General features: G+C 42.0%; 19 protein-coding genes. 14 read left to right on the top strand and 5 right to left on the bottom strand.

The annotated features are described in order from the left end of the window. Positions 1-90 precede the first annotated feature (90 nt). Positions 91-1,617 carry a fumarate hydratase gene (locus FTV28_RS07380; protein WP_179989906.1) on the top strand — a complete coding sequence of 509 codons (1,527 nt, stop codon included), beginning with the start codon at positions 91-93 and terminating at the stop codon, positions 1,615-1,617. A gap of 102 nt (positions 1,618-1,719) precedes the next feature. Here the strand turns inward: FTV28_RS07380 and FTV28_RS07375 are convergent, their stop codons facing one another. The 4 genes from FTV28_RS07375 to tig form a co-directional block, all read right to left on the bottom strand. Then, complete coding sequence (locus tag FTV28_RS07375; RefSeq protein WP_070153234.1) at positions 1,720-2,436, bottom strand: DUF2846 domain-containing protein; 717 nt, start codon at positions 2,434-2,436, stop codon at positions 1,720-1,722. A 192-nt stretch (positions 2,437-2,628) separates the two neighbouring features. Next, positions 2,629-3,939 (bottom strand): ATP-dependent protease ATP-binding subunit ClpX, encoded by a 1,311-nt coding sequence (gene clpX / locus FTV28_RS07370; RefSeq protein ID WP_004974856.1) that lies wholly within the window; start codon positions 3,937-3,939, stop codon positions 2,629-2,631. A gap of 29 nt (positions 3,940-3,968) precedes the next feature. Next, on the bottom strand, positions 3,969-4,574 hold the full coding sequence (clpP, locus tag FTV28_RS07365) for an ATP-dependent Clp endopeptidase proteolytic subunit ClpP (protein WP_004974855.1): 606 nt from the start codon (positions 4,572-4,574) through the stop codon (positions 3,969-3,971). 190 nt (positions 4,575-4,764) lie between these two features. Then, a complete protein-coding gene (tig, locus tag FTV28_RS07360; protein WP_179989903.1) occupies positions 4,765-6,096 on the bottom strand; it encodes a trigger factor in 1,332 nt (443 codons plus the stop codon). Positions 6,097-6,361: 265 nt separating this feature from the next. Between tig and FTV28_RS07355 the strand changes: the two genes are divergently transcribed. The 8 genes from FTV28_RS07355 (at position 6,362) to FTV28_RS07320 (ending at position 17,362) form a co-directional block, all read left to right on the top strand. Then, complete coding sequence (locus FTV28_RS07355) at positions 6,362-8,530, top strand: TonB-dependent receptor (RefSeq protein WP_179989901.1); 2,169 nt, start codon at positions 6,362-6,364, stop codon at positions 8,528-8,530. A 292-nt stretch (positions 8,531-8,822) separates the two neighbouring features. Beyond that, on the top strand, positions 8,823-11,057 hold the full coding sequence (locus tag FTV28_RS07350; RefSeq protein ID WP_179988893.1) for a catecholate siderophore receptor Fiu: 2,235 nt from the start codon (positions 8,823-8,825) through the stop codon (positions 11,055-11,057). Positions 11,058-11,216: 159 nt separating this feature from the next. Beyond that, positions 11,217-11,900 (top strand): Fe2+-dependent dioxygenase, encoded by a 684-nt coding sequence (locus tag FTV28_RS07345; RefSeq protein WP_179989899.1) that lies wholly within the window; start codon positions 11,217-11,219, stop codon positions 11,898-11,900. After that, positions 11,897-13,003: an alpha-hydroxy acid oxidase gene (locus FTV28_RS07340; protein WP_004974839.1), complete on the top strand. Its 1,107-nt coding sequence runs from the start codon at positions 11,897-11,899 to the stop codon at positions 13,001-13,003. Before FTV28_RS07345 ends, FTV28_RS07340 begins: the two co-directional genes overlap by 4 nt. 227 nt (positions 13,004-13,230) lie before the next feature. Next, positions 13,231-14,928: a 2-isopropylmalate synthase gene (gene leuA / locus FTV28_RS07335; RefSeq protein ID WP_019836831.1), complete on the top strand. Its 1,698-nt coding sequence runs from the start codon at positions 13,231-13,233 to the stop codon at positions 14,926-14,928. 93 nt (positions 14,929-15,021) lie between these two features. Then, positions 15,022-16,182, top strand: a complete 1,161-nt coding sequence (locus tag FTV28_RS07330) for a homoserine O-acetyltransferase (protein WP_179989897.1) — start codon at positions 15,022-15,024, stop codon at positions 16,180-16,182. Beyond that, positions 16,182-16,775, top strand: coding sequence for a methionine biosynthesis protein MetW (metW, locus tag FTV28_RS07325; RefSeq protein ID WP_004974832.1), 594 nt, complete (start codon positions 16,182-16,184; stop codon positions 16,773-16,775). Before FTV28_RS07330 ends, metW begins: the two co-directional genes overlap by 1 nt. Continuing rightward, positions 16,772-17,362 carry a tetratricopeptide repeat protein gene (locus tag FTV28_RS07320; RefSeq protein WP_070153255.1) on the top strand — a complete coding sequence of 197 codons (591 nt, stop codon included), beginning with the start codon at positions 16,772-16,774 and terminating at the stop codon, positions 17,360-17,362. Before metW ends, FTV28_RS07320 begins: the two co-directional genes overlap by 4 nt. Positions 17,363-17,412: 50 nt before the next feature. On the opposite strand, the gene FTV28_RS07315 is transcribed toward FTV28_RS07320, so the two are convergent. Next, on the bottom strand, positions 17,413-17,658 hold the full coding sequence (locus FTV28_RS07315; RefSeq protein ID WP_225530200.1) for a cytoplasmic protein: 246 nt from the start codon (positions 17,656-17,658) through the stop codon (positions 17,413-17,415). 130 nt (positions 17,659-17,788) lie between these two features. Here FTV28_RS07315 and rdgB point away from each other — a divergent pair, with 130 nt between their 5' ends. The 5 genes from rdgB to FTV28_RS07290 all read left to right on the top strand — a co-directional run bounded on the left by rdgB (position 17,789) and on the right by FTV28_RS07290 (position 22,568). Then, positions 17,789-18,415: an RdgB/HAM1 family non-canonical purine NTP pyrophosphatase gene (rdgB, locus tag FTV28_RS07310; protein WP_004974822.1), complete on the top strand. Its 627-nt coding sequence runs from the start codon at positions 17,789-17,791 to the stop codon at positions 18,413-18,415. Between the two features lie 169 nt (positions 18,416-18,584). Then, the gene (tatA, locus tag FTV28_RS07305) at positions 18,585-18,809 is read left to right on the top strand and encodes a Sec-independent protein translocase subunit TatA (protein ID WP_004974820.1); all 225 of its coding nucleotides are present in this window, start codon (positions 18,585-18,587) and stop codon (positions 18,807-18,809) included. An 18-nt stretch (positions 18,810-18,827) separates the two neighbouring features. Continuing rightward, complete coding sequence (tatB, locus tag FTV28_RS07300) at positions 18,828-19,298, top strand: Sec-independent protein translocase protein TatB (RefSeq protein ID WP_019836836.1); 471 nt, start codon at positions 18,828-18,830, stop codon at positions 19,296-19,298. Next, complete coding sequence (tatC, locus tag FTV28_RS07295; protein WP_004974811.1) at positions 19,295-20,080, top strand: twin-arginine translocase subunit TatC; 786 nt, start codon at positions 19,295-19,297, stop codon at positions 20,078-20,080. The genes tatB and tatC overlap by 4 nt, the downstream gene beginning before the upstream one ends. Before the next feature lie 172 nt (positions 20,081-20,252). After that, positions 20,253-22,568 carry a PhoX family phosphatase gene (locus FTV28_RS07290; RefSeq protein WP_179989895.1) on the top strand — a complete coding sequence of 772 codons (2,316 nt, stop codon included), beginning with the start codon at positions 20,253-20,255 and terminating at the stop codon, positions 22,566-22,568. Positions 22,569-22,603: the final 35 nt, after the last annotated feature.

Raw genomic sequence — 22,603 nt, 5'->3', positions numbered from 1 at the left:
GCCCAAAGCTTGATCAAAGTGCCCACAATCGCTGCATTTTATCTTATAATTTAGCCCGCTAGCTATCCGCCCGCTCAAGAGATTTTTGATATGACAACTATTATCAAGCAAGATGACTTGATCACTTCGATCAAAGACGCGCTTCAGTTCATTTCCTACTATCATCCACAAGACTTCATCCAAGCGATGAGCCGTGCTTATGATCGTGAAGAAAACAAAGCTGCGAAAGATGCGATTGCACAGATCTTAATTAACTCACGTATGTGTGCAGAAGGTCATCGTCCAATCTGTCAAGATACTGGTATCGTAAACGTATTCCTTGAAGTGGGTTTAGACGTTAAATTTGATTTAACGATGAGCTTGGACGATGCGATCAACGAAGGTGTACGTCAAGGTTACCTAGAAAACTCAAACGTACTTCGTGCATCGGTATTGGCTGATCCTGCATTTGGTCGTAAAAACACCAAAGACAACACCCCTGCAGTAATTCACTACAAACTCGTTCCGGGTAACAAAGTAGATATTACAGTTGCTGCCAAAGGTGGCGGTTCAGAAAACAAATCTAAATTGGCGATGTTGAACCCATCTGACTCAATTGTAGATTGGGTACTTAAAACTGTTCCAACTATGGGTGCAGGCTGGTGTCCACCGGGTATGCTCGGTATTGGTATTGGTGGTACTGCTGAAAAAGCCATGATGCTTGCAAAAGAAGCACTTATGGAAGAAATCAACATGGACGAATTATTACGTCGCGGTCCACAAAACAAAATGGAAGAACTCCGTATCGAGATCTTCGAGAAAGTGAATGCTCTTGGTATTGGCGCACAAGGTTTGGGCGGCTTAACGACGGTTCTTGATATTAAAATTAAAGACTACCCTTGCCACGCTGCAGGCAAACCAGTGGGTATGATTCCAAACTGTGCTGCAACTCGTCACGCACACTTCCAGTTAGATGGTTCAGGTGTAGCCCATATTCAAGCACCTAAACTTGAAGACTACCCAGAAGTAACTTGGGATTCTTCTAAATCTAAACGTGTAGATTTAGACAACATTACTCAAGAAGAAATGAACTCTTGGCAGCCAGGCGATACGTTGTTATTAAACGGTACGATTTACACAGGTCGTGATGCTGCGCATAAACGCATGGTCGACATGATCAACAATGGTGAAGAATTACCAGTCGACTTAAAAGGCAAATTCATTTACTACGTTGGCCCTGTCGATCCTGTTGGTGATGAGGTCGTTGGCCCTGCAGGTCCAACAACGGCAACCCGTATGGACAAATTCACCCGCCAAGTCTTAGAACACACTGGTTTGTTCGGTATGATTGGTAAGGCAGATCGTGGTCCTGCAGCCATTGAAGCGATCAAAGACCTCAAAGCGACTTACCTCATGGCAGTAGGTGGTGCAGCTTACCTCGTATCTAAAGCAGTACGTGAAGCAGAAGTGGTTGCTTTTGAAGACTTAGGTATGGAAGCAATCTACAAATTCAAAGTGGAAGATATGCCTGTGTCTGTTGCAGTTGATGTCAATGGTACATCTATCCACGCGATTGCACCAAAAATCTGGCAAGCTAAAATTGGCAAGATTCCCGTTGTAGATGCTGCAGCAGAATAATATTCCAATTTAGTAATAAGCGAAAAAGCACCCAACATTGGGTGCTTTTTTATGCTTACTGGAAATAAATAAAAGCAATGCATGAGATAAAGATGCAAAACCTTACCACGTTCTCGGATCCCACAATTTAAAGGGTTGGGTTAAGTGCACATCTTCCGCAGGGTCATATTTCTCATGCTTGATTTTTTGTGGCTTTTTACGCAACTTACCTGTGGTTTGATCTTCCGCGACAAAGTTATAGCTTTCGGTTTTCAATTGAGTAAACGCTATTTCCTGTTGTGCCGTACTTGAAGGCATAAGAATTAAAGGCCCTGAAACCTCTTTGCGGGTACTCAAGTTTTCTTCATCATATTTAATAAAATACGACTGCCCTGCCTGTACCTGAAAATCCAAATACTTTGGTTTTTGGAAATGTAATGCACCCAAAGGACGACTCACACTCAGACGATACGCGCCCGGTGCCAGTTCAACCCAGTAATAATGATTGTGCAATAAACTTGGAATCCGATGTTTGTTGATAAACATACTAGCAGCGACAATTTCCTGTCTGTTCCATTTAGAATCTGGACGATATAAATACACGATGGCAGCATCGGCATGTTGTGCCTGAACAGGTTTAAAATTTTGCCCTAGTTTTTGATTGACCCAACCACCAATGGTCATCATGCCCAAACGGTGTTGTTCTACAAAACCAGGTTTTTGTTCTAAATCTAAAACTTTTAAGGTACTAGGTGGTTGCGTTTGTTGCACCACGTTTTTTTTGCCATGACATCCCAGCAACATTAAACTGGTCACGACCAAGATTGCGACACCACGCATGTCTATCCCTCACTGCGTTTCTTATTTTTGTAAATCACGTTTTTGAAATCACGCTGCAAATTCATTTTGCAATTGTTGTTTTGAATAATGGGCATCCACGCCTAGGTCTAAGATTAACACTGCCTTGATTTTTTTGACAATAAAAAACGTGCCGAAACCTAGCGTTTCGGCACGTTTCAGACGAATAGCGTATTAAGCAGTTTTGCTGTCTAATACTTTTAAGTCAATTTTTTCTGCTGCAGGTTCTTCTGTTTGAGGCTGACGTTCGGTCTGAAATTCAGGTTTAGCACCTTCTTCAATCACCGCTTCAGTCACTACCACTGTGCCAACATCGGTACGGCTTGGCAAGTCGTACATGGTTTCGAGCAAGGCATTTTCCAGAATTGAACGCAAACCACGCGCACCTGTATTACGTTCAAGGGCTTTTTTCGCCACTGCACGTAATGCTGCATCTTCAAAGACTAAATCGACATTTTCCATCTCGAATAAGTATTGATATTGACGGGTTAAGGCATTTTTCGGCTCGGTCAGAATTTGCATCAATGCATCTTCATCTAGCTCGTCTAGCGTTGCAATTACAGGCAAACGACCAATGAACTCTGGAATTAAGCCAAATTTCACCAAATCGGTTGCTTCTACCTGACGAAATAAATCAGACAATTTCTTGCCTTCATCTTTTTTCTTCACGTCTGCCGTAAAACCAATGCCGCCTTTTTCTTGGCGTTGCTGCACAATTTTCTCTAAACCAGAGAATGCGCCACCGCAAATAAACAAGATATTTGAAGTATCAATTTGAATGAATTCTTGCTGCGGATGCTTACGTCCACCTTGAGGCGGAATAGAAGCCACCGTGCCTTCAATCATTTTGAGCAAGGCTTGCTGAACACCTTCACCAGACACATCACGAGTAATTGATGGGTTTTCAGACTTACGCGTGATCTTGTCAATTTCATCAATGTAGATAATGCCTTTTTGTGCTTTTTCTACATCGTAATCGGCTTTTTGCAACAGCTTTTGCACGATGTTTTCGACATCTTCACCCACATAACCCGCTTCGGTTAAAGTCGTGGCATCTGCCATTGCAAAAGGCACATCTAATAGACGTGCTAAGGTCTGTGCAAGTAAGGTTTTACCCGAACCCGTTGGACCTACCAACATGATGTTACTTTTTGAGATTTCGACAGCATCGCCTGCTTTATGCGCCTGATTGCTCACTTTTAGGCGTTTGTAATGGTTATATACTGCAACCGATAAGGTTTTTTTCGCAGTATCTTGACCAATTACATACTGATCAAGCGCAGCACGAATTTCATGTGGTTTTGGCAATGGACGTGTTGCCCAATCACCCGACTCAACTTGTTGACTGGTCTGAACCAAGTCTAAGCATACGTCCACACATTCATTACAGATGTATGCGTCCTCGCCTGCAATCAGCTTCCCGACTTCAGACTGCGTTTTACCGCAAAATGAACAATGTTTTTGTCCCTGAGGATGTTCGGACATAGTCACTCCAATATCTCAATCTTTAAAACTTATGGACGTTTTGTTAAAACTTCATCCACAAGACCGTATTCCTTCGCTGCCTGTGCAGTCATAAAGTTATCACGGTCGGTATCTCTTGCGACAGTTTCATAGTCCTGACCACTATGTTCTGCCATTAAACGGTTTAAACGCTCTTTAATGAATAGAATTTCACGTGCATGAATTTCAATATCAGATGCCTGACCACGGAAACCACCGAGTGGCTGGTGAATCATGACACGTGCATTTTCAAGACAATAACGCTTACCTTTTGCACCTGCATTGAGCAGGAAAGCACCCATAGATGCCGCTTGTCCCATACAGTAAGTCACAACGTCAGGCTTAATAAATTGCATGGTATCGTAAATTGCCATACCTGCAGTCACAGAACCGCCTGGTGAGTTAATGTATAGGTGAATATCTTTATCCGGGTTCTCAGCTTCTAAAAACAACATCTGCGCCACAATTAAGTTGGCCATATTATCTTCGACTTCACCCGTCAAAAAAATGACACGTTCACGTAAAAGACGTGAATAAATATCAAAAGAACGCTCACCACGAGAGGATTGTTCAACCACCATGGGTACTAAAGCATTTTCAATTGTTGGAACATACATATGGTTATTTATTCCTAAATTCTTGTGACACGACTCATGTTCACAATATGAGGGATAATTGTCTAAATTGCAAAATATTCACAGCTTAAATCGTAGATATTTTGAGTTAAATGTTGTCGATCTGTGAAAAATCCAAAAACTGCGATGCAATAAAAAAGGCGCACAAAGCGCCTTTTTTACCTAAAGCCAATTAGCCTTGTTGATGAGCTTGTTGCTCTTTCAATAAGTCTTCATAGCTTACAGATGTATCAGTCACTTTTGCAGAAGCCAAGATGTGATCTACAACCTGATCTTCTAAAACAACTGCTTCGATTTGTGAACGCTGTTGTTTGTCATTTTTGAAGTATTCAATCACTTCGTTTGGATCTTCATAAGAAGAAGCCATATCTTCGATGTAAGCATCTACACGTGCTTGGTCAACTTCAAGTTTAGCATCTGCCAATACTTTGCTAACCAATACGCCTAGTTTTACAGATTTTTCAGCTTGTTCTTTGAACAATTCATCTGGAAGCATGCTTGAGTCAAATGCTTTTGCACCTTGCGCACCAAACTGCTGAGTGAATTGCTGAATCATTTGCTGACGTTGACGGTCAACTTCTTGAGCAACCATTGCTGCTGGAAGCTCAACTTCGTTTGCAGCAACTAGAGCATCAAAAGTTGCGCCTTTCACTTGGTTACGTAAACCATTTTTCACTTCACGTTCCATGTTTTTACGAACGTCAGCTTTTAATTTGTCTACGCCATCTTCTTCAGAAATACCGAAGATATGTAGGAATTCAGCATCAATTTCTGGAAGTTTTTGCTTTTCAACAAGTTTCACAGTGATTTTGAATTGAGCTGCTTTACCTGCAAGGTTTGCTGCTTGGTAGTCTTCTGGGAAAGTTACATCAATCACTTTCTCTTCACCTTTTTTCATGCCCACGATGCCATCTTCAAAACCAGGAATCATGCGACCAGAACCAAGCACCAGTTTAAAGTCTTCAGCAGCACCACCTTCAAACTTCTCGCCATCTACAGTGCCTTCAAAGTCAAAAGTCACTTGCATGTCTTTTTTCGCCATGCCTTTGGTTTCTGCCCAAGAAGCACGTTGCTTTTGAAGATTTTCAAGCATTTGCTCAACGTCTTTGTCGTTCACTTCTGAAGACTTACGTTCAACTTCTAAACCTTCAAATTTCACTTCAACTTCTGGATAAACTTCAACTGTCGCTTCGTAAACTAAAGCGTCGTCTTTCATTTCAGTTTTTTCGATGTTTGGCATACCAACAGCGTTGATTTTTTCTTGTTGGATTGCTTCAAAAACGGTGTCACGAATAATGTCGTTGACCACTTCTTGATAAATACCTGCACCGTATTCACGACGAACAACGTTTACAGGCACTTTACCTGGACGGAAGCCGTTGATCTTCACAGTTTTGGCAGTGCGTTTCAAGCGAGCTTCAAACTGCTCGTTAATACGGCTCGTCGGTACAGATACATTTAAACGACGGGCAACGCCCGAAACCGCTTCAGAAGTTACTTGCATGGCTTCCTCGATATAGTTAGTAATAACAGTTTATAAAAAAGTGCCACATTATATGACAACATTAAAGGATATACAAAATACGTTCTGATCTCGACTGAATTTTTTTAATCGTCACGCTATTTTCTGTAAATTTTCAACTTTGTGTATATTTCTTGTTGTAAATAAGAATCCTTATCATTATTATTAACCAACTCCTTCATGAATGATTCTAATTACCATATAGGTCTGAATTAGGATCATTGATTCATATTAGAGATATAATTTTATGGCTAAGTTCAACCTACACCCGCTGTGTCTTGCATTACTTGGGGCAACCTCTACTGCTGTTTTCGCAAATACCTCTACCGATGCGACTTCAACCCACCAACTTTCCACAATTGTGGTTTCAGCGGCAGGTTTTGAACAAGAGCTAAAAAATGCACCCGCATCTATAAGTGTAGTCAGTAAAGAAGATATTGAGAAAAAAAATGCCACCAGCATTGCTGACTTACTGGCTGATGTCCCTGGAGTCGATATTCGTAACGGCGTAGGTAAAACCTCAAACTTAAATATCGGTTTGCGTGGTATGGGGCAAGAGTACACGCTGATTCTGATTGATGGACGTCGTCAAACCACATCTTCAGATGTCACTCCGAATGGTTTTGGTGAAACATCAAATGGATTTTTGCCACCACTTGCTTCAATTGAACGCATTGAAGTAATTCGTGGCCCTATGGCAACGCGCTATGGCTCAGAGGCAATGGGCGGTGTGATCAATATCATTACCAAAAAAGTGTCAGATGAATGGAATGGTAATGTCACTATCAGCGGTAATGTAATGGAAAACAATGCCGAAGCCGATTCATGGAAAACCAATTTTGTTGTCAATGGCCCACTGATCAATGAACGTTTAGGCTTACAACTACGTGGTAGCTATTTAGACCGTCAGCGTTCAGAACGCATTCAGGGCTCAACAGGTCGTGACCCACGCCCAAGTACAGCAGACAATTACGATGTTGGTGCTAAACTCGACTTTAAACTGGATGATCAAAATTCATTTTGGATAGATGGTTTTCATTCTAGCCAGCAATATAAAAATGAAGATAACCGTTTAGGGACTTTAGATACCGCAACCAAAGCATCAGGTTATAAAGATGAATTAGAATTCAACCGTACTCAAATTTCTTTGGGACATGAAGGTAATTACGATTTTGGGATTTGGAAAAGCTATGTTAGCCATTCAGACACTGAAACTAAAGGTCGTACTCTACCAACCGATGCTTTTGACAAAACTGCGCAGCAGAACAATCCACTCATTGGCAGTGACCGTACTTTAGAAAATACCGATCTGGTTGCAGATAGCCATCTAATTTCCACCTTTGGTGCGCACAAAGTTACAGTCGGTGCAGAATATAAAAAGCTCACCATTCGTGACAATATTGCTCAACATAAAAGCGGCAAAGATGAATTTGAGAAAGACTCTTGGGCAATCTATGCCGAAGATGAGTGGAGCTTACTCGACAATTTGACCTTCACGTTTGGTACACGCTATGAAGACCACTCTGGTTTTGGTGGCGAGTTTAGTCCACGTGCTTATTTAGTCTGGAATACCAATGATATTTTAACCATTAAGGGTGGTGTCAGCACAGGTTATAAAGCACCTTCGCCTAAGGCACTCTACGATGGTTTAATCAATATGAGTGGTCAGGGTTCGACCTATGTATTTGGTAACGCTGCTTTAAAACCAGAAACATCGACCAATTACGAACTTGGTTTTAATTTACAGCCTAATGATCAGCTGAATTTTACCGCCACAGGCTTTTACAGCCAAATTGAAGATGCGATTGTTTCCCAAGACATCTCTAATTTAGCGATTTGCCCTGTAGATGATTGCTCTAGAAGTGTAAATGCCAACGAAGCCAAAATCTATGGTGCTGAGACGTCTTTACAGTACAGCATTATTCCTGAATGGGATATTAAAGCGGCCTATACTTACACCAAAAGTGAAATTACAGATGGTAAGGATGAAGGACTGTACTATAACAACAATCCTCGCAATGCCTTTAACCTGACCTCGACTTGGCACATTAATCCGAACGTTGATGTGTGGTTACAACACGAATACAAGTCAGCCCGTTTGCGCTTCAAACAATTACCAACAACACCACAAACTAGCGATTTTGAAGAATACAAAATCATGGGCGATAAATTTGGTGGCTATAACGTATTTAACTTAGGTGCAAGCTATACAGTAACAGATAATCTTCGTTTCAATATGGCAGTGAATAACCTATTAGATAAGGACTTCACCAAAGATAATCAGAGCTATACCTATGTCAACAAAGGTAAAACTCAAACTGCAACTGCCTATAAATACTTAGACATTGGTTCATCTGTTTCGGGCACATATTTAGCAGGTCGCAACTACTGGCTCTCTGTTTCTTATGACTTCTAAGCCTTAAATTTCTTTTTAAACCCTGCTTCGGCAGGGTTTTCTGTCTTTATTCCCAAGCCTTTCACGTTTACATCGTTTTATTAAATAAAAATATTGATAATGATTATTATTTTCAAATAAGAATCAAAAGAAAGTATCATTCCACACATTGTTGTTGATAATGATTCTCAATACAATTAGCAACAATTGTTATAGACGTCATAACAACAACTTCACACTTTATTCATTTTGAACTAAAAACGCTGAATAAAGCGTGGCCTCCTGTTGGTTTACATTTAGGGAAATACCATAAATGGCACAGATCAAAAGCCGCAAACACAATCGCTCTGCGCAACTGATGGCTTTAGCCGCCTCTCTTCCACTACTTGCACATGCCGCAAGCCCTGAAGATGACGTCACCCACTTACCCACCATTACGGTTAAATCAGAAGCCGAAAGCAAATACAAGGCAGACCGTTTAAGTTCTGCAAAATATACACAGCCGTTGTTGGATACCCCACAAACAATTTCTGTGATTAAAAAAGAAATGCTACAAGAACAAGGCGCAACGTCCTTAGTTGAAGCCTTACGCAATACACCAGGCATTACTCTACAATTGGGAGAAAATGGCAATACTAGTGCTGGCGATGCCTTTCAAATGCGTGGTTTTTCCACCCAAACCTCGACCTATGTTGATGGTGTCCGAGATTTAGGCGCAATCAGCCGTGATGTATTTAACATTGATCAAATTGAAGTTGTCAAAGGCCCATCGGGTTCAGAAGCGGGTCGTGGTGCAGCATCGGGTTATATCAATTTAGTCAGCAAATTACCGCAAAGTGAAAGCAGTCAGGAAATTTCTGCAACTTACAACACAGCACAACATACAAGACTTTCTGCAGATATTAACCAGGCCATCAATCCAAATACCGCATTTCGTCTAAATGTAATGGGGCAAGAAGGCGGCATAGAAGGACGTGACTATATTGAAAACAATAGTTATGCCATCGCCCCTTCTATTGCCTTTGGATTAAACACTGCCACACGCCTTTATTTATATTCTCAACACATCAGACAACGCAATATTCCAGATGGTGGCATTCCAACTGTGGGCATGCAAGGCTTTTACAATACCGATTCACTGTTAGCCACTGCGCCTAAAGTTAATCGGGAGAATTTTTATGGTCATGTCAATGACTATGAAGATGTCGATGCTGATATGTTCACCGCAAAAATTGAAAGTGATTTAACCGATCAACTCAAACTGACCAATATCACCCGTGTAGCGAAAACCCACATGAATCGGGTTTTAACAGGCATCAATACAGGTGCAAATGGTCTTCGAACCAATGGTTCATCAAACCCTGCCGAATGGGAAGTGAACCGCTCCCGCCAAGGCGTCGATCAAGAAAATAAAATTCTGGCCAATCAAAGCACTTTAAACTGGAGTGTCAAAACGGGGGCAGTACAGCATGATGTTGTTGCAGGCATGGAGTTTTTAAAAGAACAGCAATCTAGCAAACTCATGGCAACCCAGATGCCTGGCGAAGCCACTGCCGATACACCGTGGGCCAATCTTTATCACCCAGACCGCAATCAAGCCATGCCAGCGCTTATTTATAATGGCGGTTATACCGATGGTGAAACCCAAACGGCAGCCGCATATTTATTTGATACTCTAAAATTTGGGGAGCGTTTTCAACTGAATGGTGGCGTACGGGTCGATTATTATGAAACAGATTATCAAGGGCTTACTCTGCCACGTGGGGGAAATGCTTTGGTGGCCACAGATCTGAGCACCCACGATACGCTGTTCAGTTGGAAACTTGGCGCTGTGTATAAGCCTACGTTAAATAGCAGCATTTACGCTGCGTATGCAAAATCGCTGACTCCGCCCGGCAGCGCCAACTTTAGCCTGTCTGAATCGGGCAATGACGCAATCAATGCCAAGCCTCAAGAAACCCATCATTATGAAGTAGGCAGCAAATGGGAGTTACTACAAGGCAAGCTGGCTTTGGCTGCTGCAGCGTATCGTACAGAAAATGAAAATCAATCGACTATAGATCCAATTTCTCAGCTTGCTGTACAAGAGGGTAAAAAACGGGTCGATGGCATTGAGTTGAGTGCCGTTGGTCAAATGACCGAAAACTGGAATTTGTCTGCAGGCGTTGCGCACATGAAAGTGAAACAACTCAATCAACGTTCAACGAGTGCCACAACCTTATCGGAACGTTGGTCGCCTGAATGGACTGCAAGTTTATGGTCGACCTATGACTGGGCGGGCTTTAAATTAGGTTTGGGCGCGCGTTATGTCGATGAACAAAAACGTGTTGTGACTGACAGCAACGCACCAGCCAACATGCCAAATATTCCAGGCTATGTCGTGTTTGATGCATTGGCAGGCTACAACTTCAACAAAAATGCCTCGTTAAATTTAAACCTTTATAACCTTGCCGATAAAGAATACATCAGCACGCTAAACAATGGTGGTGGTCGCGTCGTGCTTGGGCAGCCACGCTCGGCAGCAATCAGCTTAAACTACAAGTTCTAAGTTATAGCAAATCTGTAGTAGCCCGCTTAAAACAGGCTACAGATTTAGATTCGAGCGATAGATTATTTTTCATACCATCTATTGCTCGAACTTTGCATGCCGAACAACGCTGTAGAATGTTCAGCAGTTTGAATTCAAACTTTTTCAGGAAGAATCGGTATGATGCTTCACATTCCAGAGGTCCTCAGCAAAATTCAAGTCCAACGAATTCGTGCTGAATTGGACACCGCAGATGCATGGCAAAATGGTCAACTCAGTGCAGGGGCTCAAGCACAGAAAATTAAACAGAATTTACAATTTGACCTGCAGCATCCGAGCTATGTAACTCTGTCACAAGACATCCTCAGTGCACTAAAACAACAGGCTTTATTGCAGTCCTTTGCCTTGCCGCTGCACATTCTGCAACCCATGTTCAATTGTTATCAAAACACAGGAACTTATGGCAATCATGTCGATAATGCCGTGCAATATTGTGCACAAGTACGACGCCCGATTCGCACCGATGTATCCATGTCCCTATTTTTAAGTGAGCCTGAAGAATATCAGGGCGGTGAACTGATCATTGAAGATAGTTACGGTAGCCATGCGGTTAAACTCAATGCAGGCGATGCCATCGTGTACCCTGCTACCAGTTTACATCGGGTCGAACCTGTTACAGCAGGTCAACGAATTGCAGCGTTTACATGGTGTCAAAGTATGGTAAAAGATGACTGGCAACGCAGTATGCTGTTCAATTTAGATATGACTATTTTGCAATTGCGTCAACAACTTGGTGATACCACAGAAGTATTGGCACTAACCGCACATTATCACAATCTGATTCGTCAATGGAGTCAGTTATGAATACCACGCCATTGGCAGCTTTGAATCACATCCCGCCACATTTACACACCATTGCCGACTATCAAAAACAGGCGCAATTACATTTAGATGCAGCCACTTGGGCCAATTTAGAAGGCGCTGCAGGCGATGAATATAGTCTGAACAACAATTTACGTGCGTTTGCCGATATTCAATTATTGCCCCGTCATTTAAATACTTTTGCAGGGGCAAATACGCAAATTCAGCTCTTGGGCGAACAGTATCCACACCCAATTTTTTTAGCACCCGTAGCTTACCAACAACTGTTTCATCCACAGGGGGAAATTGCTACAGCGCAAGCGGCAGCCGCCCTACAAGCCCCCATGATTCTCAGTCATTTAAGTACCACTTCAATGAGCACACTGAATCAGGTTTCGGGCGCGGCAAAATGGTTTCAACTGTATTGGCAAGGCAGTCGTAAAGCTGCTTTGGATTTGATTTTTCAAGCGCAACACTATGCCTATCAAGCCATTGTACTCACGGTTGATGCACCGCACATGGGCATTCGAGATCGGGAACGTCGCGCTGCTTTTCAATTGCCTGCACATATTCGGGCGGTATATCAATCATCTGTAAATACCACTCCGCTTAAGGAAAATCAGCACCCTCTTTTTGATGGATTGATGCAGCAGGCTGCCACATGGGAAGATATTGCTTGGTTGCTACAACACAGTCCACTGCCTATTTTACTCAAAGGTATTTTACATCCTGCCGATGCGCAGCAGGCATATCAGTACGGAGCACACGGTATTATTGTGTCTAATCATGGTGGCCGAATTTTAGATACCGCGGTCAGCCCAATTCAAATTTTAGGCACGATGCGAAAAATTTTATCGCACGATTTCCCCATTTTATTAGACAGTGGGATTCGTCGTGGCACAGATATTTTTAAAGCACTGGCCTTGGGAGCAAGTGCGGTTTTGGTCGGTCGTCCATATATTTATGGCTTGGCAGTTGCAGGCGCGCTAGGGGCAGCGCATAGCATTAAACTGTTAAAGGAAGAATTTGAAGTCACAATGGCACTTATGGGAACAAGCTGCATCAAACAAATCAACAGCAGCTATATTTATCACCAAAATAGCTAATATCAGAAAAATATTTCACAACACATGCCGTATCTGTAAAAAACAGGGAATTATTACCCTTGCAGATCGATTAACATACAGATATTGGTTTACAAGTGCCATGATTCTACTTTTAGCGATAGCCTCCTGAAAACAGCTTGTAAATTGATAGAATAGACACAATCTATATTTATAGTAAGTTGCCGTTATCCACGCGATGCAACCGCTACTATTCAAGGAGTTTTCACATGATGTTGGCAGATCCAAGCAAAAAATACCGTCGTATGTACCAGCGTGTCGATTTACCAGACCGCCAATGGCCAAATAACGAAATTACCAAAGCGCCAATTTGGATGAGTACCGACCTACGTGACGGTAACCAAGCGATCTTTGAGCCAATGAACATCGAACAAAAATTCAAAATGTTCCAAATGCTTGTGAAAATTGGTTTTAAACACATCGAAATTGGTTTCCCATCGGCATCTCAAGTTGACTTCGATTTCACCCGTAAATTGATTGAAGAAGGTCATATTCCAGATGACGTGTATATTGAAGTCTTGGTACAGGCGCGTGACCATTTAATCGCACGTACTTTTGAATCTTTACAAGGTGCTAAACGTGCGATTGTGCATATTTATAATGCCAACTCGCCAACCTTCCGCAACAAAGTCTTGAATGTTGATGTTGCGGGTGCCAAACAATTGGCGATCAATGCAGCTAGCAAAGTAAAAGAATACGCAGCGAAGCAACCTGAAACAGAATGGGTATTCCAGTACAGCCCAGAATGTTTTACTGCAACTGAGTTGGAAGTGGCTAAAGATGTTTGTGATGCCGTGACTGAAATTTGGGAAGCATCGCCAACCAATAAAGTGATTTTAAACTTGCCTGCAACGGTAGAAGTGTCTACACCAAACGTGTATGCCGACCAAGTGGAATGGATGCACCGCAACATTGCGCGTCGTGATGGCGTGATCATTTCAGTACACTGTCACAATGACCGTGGTTGTGGTATTGCCGCATCTGAATTGGCAATCATGGCAGGTGCAGACCGTGTAGAAGGCTGTGTATTTGGTAATGGTGAACGTACCGGTAACGTAGACGTTGCTGCAATTGCCTTGAACATGTACACCCAAGGTGTTGCACCAGAATTGGATTTCTCGAACATCAACGAAATTATTGCCACAGTTGAAGAATGCACAGGTTTGCCAGTGCATCCACGTCATCCGTATGCAGGTGATTTGGTGTTTACTGCATTCTCTGGTTCACACCAAGATGCGATTAAGAAAGGTTTTGAATTCCAGAAAAACGAAGAAATTTGGGATATGCCTTACTTGCCAATCGACCCGAAAGACTTAGGTCGTGACTATGATGCGGTGATTCGTGTCAACTCACAATCGGGTAAAGGCGGGATAGCTTACTTGTTAGAATCGAACTACAACGTGACTTTACCACGTCGTTTACAAATCGAATTCTCGCAAATTGTGCAACAACGTACCGATGAGCAAGGCACTGAAATTAGCGCAAGCGAAATCTGGAACTTGTTTAAAGACACTTACGTTGCAGTAAAAGATGCGCACTATGCGACCAAAAACTACAAACTATCTGATGAAAATGGCAATCAAGTCATTGAGTTAGATGTGGTCGTGAACGGCGAAACGCAACGCTTACGCGGTGAAGGCAATGGCCCAATTTCAGCAATTTTGAATGCACTTCAATTACCAATTGATGTCTTGAATTATGAAGAACGCAGCATTAGCTCTGGCGCACATGCAAAAGCGTTGGCATTGATTGAGTTGCAAGTCAAAGGCACAGGTAAATCTGCCTTTGGTGCAGGGGTACATGACAACATCGTGACCTCATCTATTGATGCAATTATTGCCTGCACCAACCGCTTGATTGAACAAGGCGTATTAAGCACAGATCAAGTAGTTGCAGCAGCAGTATAATCTTGCGCTAACATGTAAAAGCATTTTGAAAAGGATACCCCAAGTGGTATCCTTTTATTTATTCATCCTCAGGATTTAAGGCGAATTATTCCCGTGTCTTTTCCAGCTGACTCAGTAGGTATTGTTGTTCCAGAAAAATTCCAATTTGAAGAACCTTTAGAACTCGAATGCGGTCGTGTTCTGCCCCGCTTTGAACTCATGGTCGAAACTTATGGCACGCTCAATGCCGACAAATCCAATGCGATTCTGATCTGTCATGCGTTGTCAGGGCATCATCATGCTGCGGGTTATCATCATGCCGATGATAAAAAAGCAGGTTGGTGGGATGCCTGTATTGGCCCTGGAAAAGCCATTGATACCAGTCGTTTCTTTGTGGTGGCGCTAAACAATATTGGCGGCTGTAACGGCTCTACAGGCCCCACATCGCCTAACCCTGAAAATGACAACCGTCCTTATGGCCCAGACTTCCCGTTAGTTACGGTGCGAGATTGGGTAAAAACCCAAGCCATGCTGTCTGATCGTTTAGGCATTGAGGTCTGGTATTCGATTATTGGCGGCTCTTTGGGTGGTATGCAGGCCTTGCAGTGGTCGGTAGATTATCCTGACCGTCTGAAAAAATGCGTGATTATTGCCAGTGCACCAAAACTGTCTGCACAAAATATTGCCTTTAACGAAGTCGCACGTCAGTCCATTTTATCTGACCCAGATTTTCATCATGGGCGTTATTTGGAATATGACAGCTATCCAAAACGTGGATTGATTTTGGCACGCATGGTCGGACACATCACCTATTTGTCTGAAGAAGCCATGAAACAGAAATTTGGTCGTGACTTAAAATCTGGCAAGTTTATGTATGGTTTTGATGTCGAATTTCAGGTCGAAAGCTATTTGCGCTATCAGGGCGAACAATTTAGCCGTAATTTTGATGCCAATACCTATTTAATTATGACCAAGGCACTGGATTATTTTGATCCTGCACGTGAATACGAGCAATCCTTACAAAAAGCCATGGCGAATACAAAATGCAAGTTTTTAGTGGTGTCATTTACCACCGACTGGCGCTTTAGCCCTGAGCGTTCGCAGGAAATTGTGGATGCGCTAATTAGCAATCATAAACCTGTCAGCTATTTAGATATTGATGCCGAACAAGGACACGACTCGTTCTTGTTCCCAATTCCACTGTACGTGAAAGCCATGCGTGCATTCTTGGGCGGAACAGAACATCTTCAAGCAACCCCACAGGAGGCCGTGTAATGCGTCTTGATCAGCAACTTGCCGAAAAGTGGATTAAACCCAATTCTAAAGTACTCGATTTGGGTTGTGGCGATGGTGAACTGTTGGCACACATGAGCAAACAGCATAATATTCGTGCATACGGATTAGAAATTGATCAAGAAAAGATTGCAATTGCGATCAGTCGCGGGTTAAATATCATCCAACAAGACTTGAATTTGGGGCTTAGCCGTTTTGCAGACCAGTCTTTTGACTATGTGGTCATGGCACAAGCCTTGCAAGCAGTAGATGCACCTGACGTATTATTAAGAGATATGGTACGTGTGGGTAAACAGGCAATTATTACCTTTCCGAACTTTGCGCATTGGAAGACTCGCTCTTTTCTTGCCTTAAAAGGGAAAATGCCTGTTTCAGATGCATTACCTTATATGTGGTACAACACCCCAAATATTCATTTGTGTACGTTTCGTGATTTTGAGGCACTTTGTGCCGAAAATAATATTCGCATCATTAACCGACTTGCCGTGAATGGGAATCAACAAGATAGTTTACTCAGTAAGCATCTGCCTAATTTGTTTGGTGAAGTCGCAATTTATCGAGTGAGCGCTCTATGAAAAAACTATTATTAAGCACCACGCTATTGGTTGGACTGTTGAGCATTCAAGCCCATGCAGATTATGTTTCACCATCATCTTCTGTAGCGAGCCAAGCGGCTCAATATTCAACCATGGATATTAATGGCTTGATTAAAGCAGCCAAAGCAGGTCAGGCAGGCGCACAATTTTACTTAGCGACAAAATATCAACAAGGTAAAGACGTTCAACAAGACAGCCGTCAAGCGTTTGCTTGGTACAAAGCTGCGGCAGATCAAGGTTTATCGGCTGCGCAATTAAATGTAGGTCGTATGTTGGCAGATGGTATTGGCACGAAAAAAGACGAAGTCTTAGCACGTCAATATTTTGAAAAGGCGGCTAGCCGTGGTGATAACCGTGCCAGCTTTAACCTTGCCATGATGGAAGAACAAAAGAAAAACTATATGGGTGCGTATCAGTGGTATGAGTTATCTACCCGTGATGGCATGCTCGACAATAAAGTAATTTCTTTGTCTGAAGGTAAGAAAACCGCTTTGGCAGCTAACTTAACTCAAGAACAAATTCGTCAAGCACGTGACCGCGCAGACCAATGGATTCAAGCGCAATAAATTTAACTACGTTTGAAGTGATCTCAAAGCACCTTCGGGTGCTTTTTGTTTTATCCGAAATAAACTGCCTGCATGGCCTGTAGCAGTTCAGGACTGAATTCTTCTAGTGCAGCAGAACCTAATACCGCATCTATACCACAATGCGGACAAATTGCGGTTTGCTCATCATCACACCAATCTTCAATTTCGCTATAAGCAAAAGTTTCCAGACAGTAAAAACAGCCAGAACGCTCACTTTGCTGCAATAATGTACGGTGCTGACTCGAATAACGGTAGATCTCTGAAATTTTGCTCATCATGATTCCCCTATTTTTTTATATCTCAGCATAATTGGTATGTATTAAAACAAATCTATCTAAGATTAAACTTTTAAGTCTGCAAAATCCGTTAAAATATCCAAGATTATTTTGAATTAAGATCTGAATTATGGCTGCAACTGATTGGCGTGCTCAAGGTACTTTGGTTTTAGCAAGCAATAACAAGGGAAAAATTGCAGAATTTGAAACCCTGTTTGCGCAATTAGACTTGCCTGTGCAAGTGATTCCGCAAGGTCAACTAAATATTGAAGATGCTGTTGAAGATGGTTTGAGCTTTGTTGAAAATGCCATTTTAAAAGCACGCCATGCCGCAAAAATTTCAGGAAAGCCTGCCATTGCAGATGACTCTGGTTTATGTGTGCCTATTTTAGGCGGCGCACCGGGGATTTATTCTGCACGTTTTGCAGGCGAACATGGCAATGATGCAGCCAACAATGAAAAACTTTTGAATAAACTCAAACCACTACGTCAAGACGGCGCAGCAATTGAAGGTATGTTTGTTTGTGTTTTGGCTTTGGTTGAACATGCCGATGATCCATTACCACAAATTTTCCAAGGTATTTGGAAAGGCGAGATTTTAGCAGAAGCTCGTGGTGAAAATGGTTTTGGCTATGACCCGCTCTTTTGGTTGCCTGAATTGGGAGTGTCGAGCGCAGAAATGTCGAAAGCAGAAAAGAATAAAATCAGTCACCGTGGTCAGGCGATGCAACTGTTTAAAGCAAGTTTACAAGCTTAGATTTAACAGATGTGATTGATCTTACAGCCCGTTTTCAAACACGGGCTGTTTTATTTTCAAGCTTTACAAATCAGGTCAAACATCCCTTGTCGTCAAATCGCAACACATTCGTCACCGCATTGTCATACAGACCTGTTGAGATAGGCTCAACTATTGAGAGGTCTAAATCATGGCAGGATTATCTATTTGGCACGTGCTGATTTTTGCAATTGTGGTCATTTTATTATTTGGTACATCTAAGCTTAAAAACTTAGGTAAAGATGTAGGTGGCGCGGTCAAAGATTTTAAAAAATCAATAAAAGATGATGAGGCAGAAGCGGCGCAACTGAAAGAACCTCGTACGATTGAACATCAAGCCAATAGCAGTGATGTAAATTCGACTGTAAAGCATTAAGGCTGAGGATTTGAGATTATGCTCAATATTGGAATGACGGAACTGCTGATTTTCGGCATCATTGCATTATTGGTGCTGGGTCCTGAAAAACTCCCTGAAGCAGCGCGTTTTGTCGGCAAGTGGTACGCTAAAATTAAACGTATGGTCAGTAATGTTCAAAATGACATTGACCGCGAATTGCGTTTATCTGAATTACGCGAGCAAATGCAGCAAGAAATGGCGCGTATTCAGGAACTTGAAGCAAAGATGCAAGCACAAATGCATGAAATGCAGCAAGAAAAAATATTTGAAGATACAACTGCAAAAAGCACACATTCCCCGCATGCCGTATCAAAAAATACCTTACAACAGCATCATTACACCTTGGTTTTAAATACTGAAAAAACCTCTGCGGTGTTACTCCCTAAAACTAAAATGACATCACATTCAAATTTATCTGCGCTACAACATACTACAGCGCCCTATACTGAAATGAAGGTTGCAGTATGAGCCAATCAAACGCTTCTGAGCTTTCACATTTGCCTGTGAAGGCAGAGCAAGCCGCATTAGAAGAAATGCCAATTACCAAGCACTTGATGGTGCTGCGTAATCATCTTTTTAAAATTGTAGGGCTTATTCTTGCCTTATTCTTCTGTTTATTGCCCTTTGCCAATAAAACTTATCAAGTATTGTCGGAACCATTACGTGCACAGTTGCCACATACATCAACCATGATTGCGACTGATGTTACCGCAACCTTTATGGCGCCGTTTAAACTAAACTTTTTTGTCGCGCTGTTCATTGCGATGCCATTTATTTTGTATCAGATTTGGGCATTCGTAAAACCAGCGTTATATGAAAAAGAAAAAAGTTTGGCGCTGCCTTTGCTGATCGGCAGTATTTGCTTGTTCTATATCGGAATTAGCTTTGCTTACTTTGTCGCCTTGCCATCCATTCTGCACTTTTTCATTAGCGTTTCCCCTGAAACAGTCGCCCCGATGACCGACATTAATAGCTATCTTACGTTTTGTTTGAAGCTGTTTTTGGTTTTTGGTTTTACCTTTGAGATTCCAATTGTCACACTTTTGCTGATTATGATTGGTGTCGTGTCTACGCAAACTTTGGTTGAAAAACGTCGCTTTATTATTGTTGGCTGTTTTTTTGTGGCCATGTTTGTCACACCGCCAGACGCTTTATCGATGATCATGCTTGCCATTCCGATGTGGATGCTGTTTGAAATTGGTTTGTTTTTTGGCAAATTAATTGAGAAGCGCCGAGTCAGTCACAGCTAATCTAAAATATTGAATTTTAAAAAGAAGCACATGGTTGCTTCTTTTTTTGTGCGTGTAGATCACAACTGAACGGATTTAATCAGTTTGACACATAAGCTTAACCCGCATGTCATGTTTAGCCACTAATTTACATATAACTTTCAAACGACTAAGCAATTTGCTAGGAAAAAAAATGACTGATTTTATGCCTTACAATGAAGATCAAGAGTTAGATAATAACACTTCAGACAATACGCACTTTCGTGACATTCTAGAACAACGCATGAGCCGTCGCAGTTTAATTAAAAAAACTGCAAGCGGTGCAGCAGCTTTAGCTTTAGCTTCTTCTTTATCTGCATGTAGTGATGATGATGAAGATACAAATGTAACACCACCAACAAGTAAAGAAGAACCCAATACCAAGCCTGAAACATTAACATTTAAAGCTGTAGATAAAAATTTAAATGATATTGTTACTGTTCCTGAAGGTTACCAAGCAACTGTATTATATGCTTTAGGTGACTCAATCAATCCTTCTTATAGCAATTGGAATGCAGATGCAGATGTTCCATCTGGCCCAAGTTTCCAATTCCGCTCTGGTGACTGTCACGATGGCATGAGCTATTTTGGCTTAAGTACTAAAACTGGTCGTTATGATGAAAATGCATCAGATCATGGCTTATTGGTTTTGAACCACGAATATATCAACCAAACCTTCTTACATCCAAAAGGCGCAACTAAAAAGGATGGACGTCGCCCAGAAGATGAAGTGATTCGTGAAGTAAATGCACACGGTGTTTCAGTCGTTCTTATTAAGAAAAATGCTGAAACTCAAGCTGTAGAGATTGTGAAGTCATCACCATTTAACCGTCGTATTACAGCTTCGACTGTCATGGATTTTGCAGGGCCTGTAGCTGGTTCTCCATTACTGCACACAGCATTCTCTCCCGCTGGTCGTCAAACTCGAGGCACACAAAATAACTGTGGTAATGGTTATACACCATGGGGCACTTATTTAACTGCTGAAGAAAATTTTATTGGTTATTTCCAACGCTCAGGTACAGACCAATACTCAGCCCGTAGTGAAGCTGAAAAAATAGCACTTAAACGCTATGGCTTAGGCTTAGAGATCTCTTATCAAACTGAAAAAAATGCAGACGGTAGTGTTAAACGTGATGCGAAAAACAACATCATTTATATTTTAGATGCTGATGGTAAAAAAATTCCAGAACGCGATGAGCAAGATCGCATCGTGTATTTGAATAAATCTTCACGCTATGGTTGGGAAACAGCAGAAGCTGGTTTTGAATCTCAAGACATGTATGATCGTTGGGCTGCTAACGTAACCAAAGAGTCTGCAACTCAAGACTATCGTAATGCGCCAAATACATTTGGCTGGATTGTAGAAATTGATCCATTCGATAGCCGCTCAAACCCAGTAAAACGTACTGCATTAGGTCGTTTTGCTCACGAAGACTGTCGCGCCAGCCGCGCAATTGAAGGGCAAAAATTTGCATTCTATATGGGCGATGACTCGCGCGGTGAGTACATCTACAAATTTGTATCAGATGCAACATGGGATCCTAAAGATGTGAATGGTGGCTATCGAGCTGGCGACAAATATATGAATTCAGGGAAATTCTATGTCGCTAAATTTAATGCATCAGGCACAGGAGAGTGGATTGAACTGGCTTATGGTAAAAATGGCTTAACCGAAACAAACGCTATTTACCCATTTAGCTCACAAGCGGATGTCCTTACTTTTGCTCGTCTTGCAGCAGATGCTGTAGGAGCTACAAAAATGGATCGTCCAGAATGGGTTGCTGTAAACCCTGAAAATGGTGAAGTGTACGTGACTTTAACCAATAACTCGAACCGTGGTTCAAGCTATGCAACAGATCCTGCAAACCCACGTAACTACACCGATCCTGAAGGTGGTAAAGGTAACGTCAATGGTCATATTATCCGCTTTAAAGAAGAGAATACTGCAGCAACATCATTTGAATGGGATATCTATCTATTTGGTGCTGAAGCAAGTATGGATCCGACAATTAACCTTTCTAATTTAAGCGATGCAAACGACTTCTCAAGTCCAGATGGTATGTGGTTTGACCCACGTGGTGTTCTTTGGATTCAAACAGATGATGGCGCATATACAGATGTTACAAACTGTATGATGTTAGCAGCACTACCTGGTCAAGTTGGTGATGGCGGTGTTGTAAAAACTGTTGGTGATCAAAGTACAATTGCTGGTGCTCAAGTCACCGATAAAAACTTACGTCGCTTCCTTGTTGGGCCAAAAGAATGTGAAATTACAGGTGTAACCATGACACCTGACTACAAAGCAATCTTTATTAACGTTCAGCACCCAGGTGAAGATTCAAAGAGTTTTGATGCGCCAAGCAGCCATTGGCCTGCAACACAAACTGACATGAACAATAAAACTGCACGTCCTCGTTCAGCAACGGTTGTCATCACCCGTAAAGACGGCAAAGCAATTGCTGGATAACATCCATAAATTAAAAATGCCGACATCACGTCGGC

The sequence above is a fragment of the Acinetobacter sp. YH12252 genome, from assembly GCF_013417365.1.
Taxonomy (GTDB): domain Bacteria; phylum Pseudomonadota; class Gammaproteobacteria; order Pseudomonadales; family Moraxellaceae; genus Acinetobacter; species Acinetobacter towneri.
This window is presented reverse-complemented; position numbering and strand designations above follow the sequence as displayed.